1 pseudogene is annotated in these 445 nt (G+C 61.8%); it reads right to left on the reverse strand.

Annotated elements, in window-relative coordinates:
* Positions 1 to 445, reverse strand: a pseudogene (gene fusA / locus AC1DMY_RS20975) (elongation factor G); the annotation flags it as partial.

The raw sequence follows: 445 nt of genomic DNA on the forward strand, positions 1-445 counted from the left end.
GCCCGAGTACACGCGGAAGAAGATCAGCTGGCCAACGAACGGGTCGGTCATGATCTTGAACGCCAGCGCCGAGAACTTCTCGCTGTCGTCAGCCTTGCGCTCCAGCTTCTTTTCGTCGTCGCGTTCGTCCACGCCGGTGACCGGCGGAATATCGACCGGCGACGGCAGGAAGTCGATCACGGCGTCCAGCATACGCTGCACACCCTTGTTCTTGAACGCGGTGCCGCACAGCATCGGCTGGATTTCGCAGGCGATGGTACGGTCACGCAGCGCCTTGACGATCTCGGCACGGGTCAGCTCTTCGCCGCCCAGGTACTTTTCCATCAGCTCTTCGCTGGCTTCGGCGGCGGACTCGACCATCTTCTCGCGCCATTCTTCAGCGATAGCTTGCAGCTCGGCCGGGATGTCCTGGTATTCGAACTTCACGCCCTGGCTGGCTTCGTCC

The sequence above is a fragment of the Dyella sp. 01L423 genome (assembly GCF_056399945.1).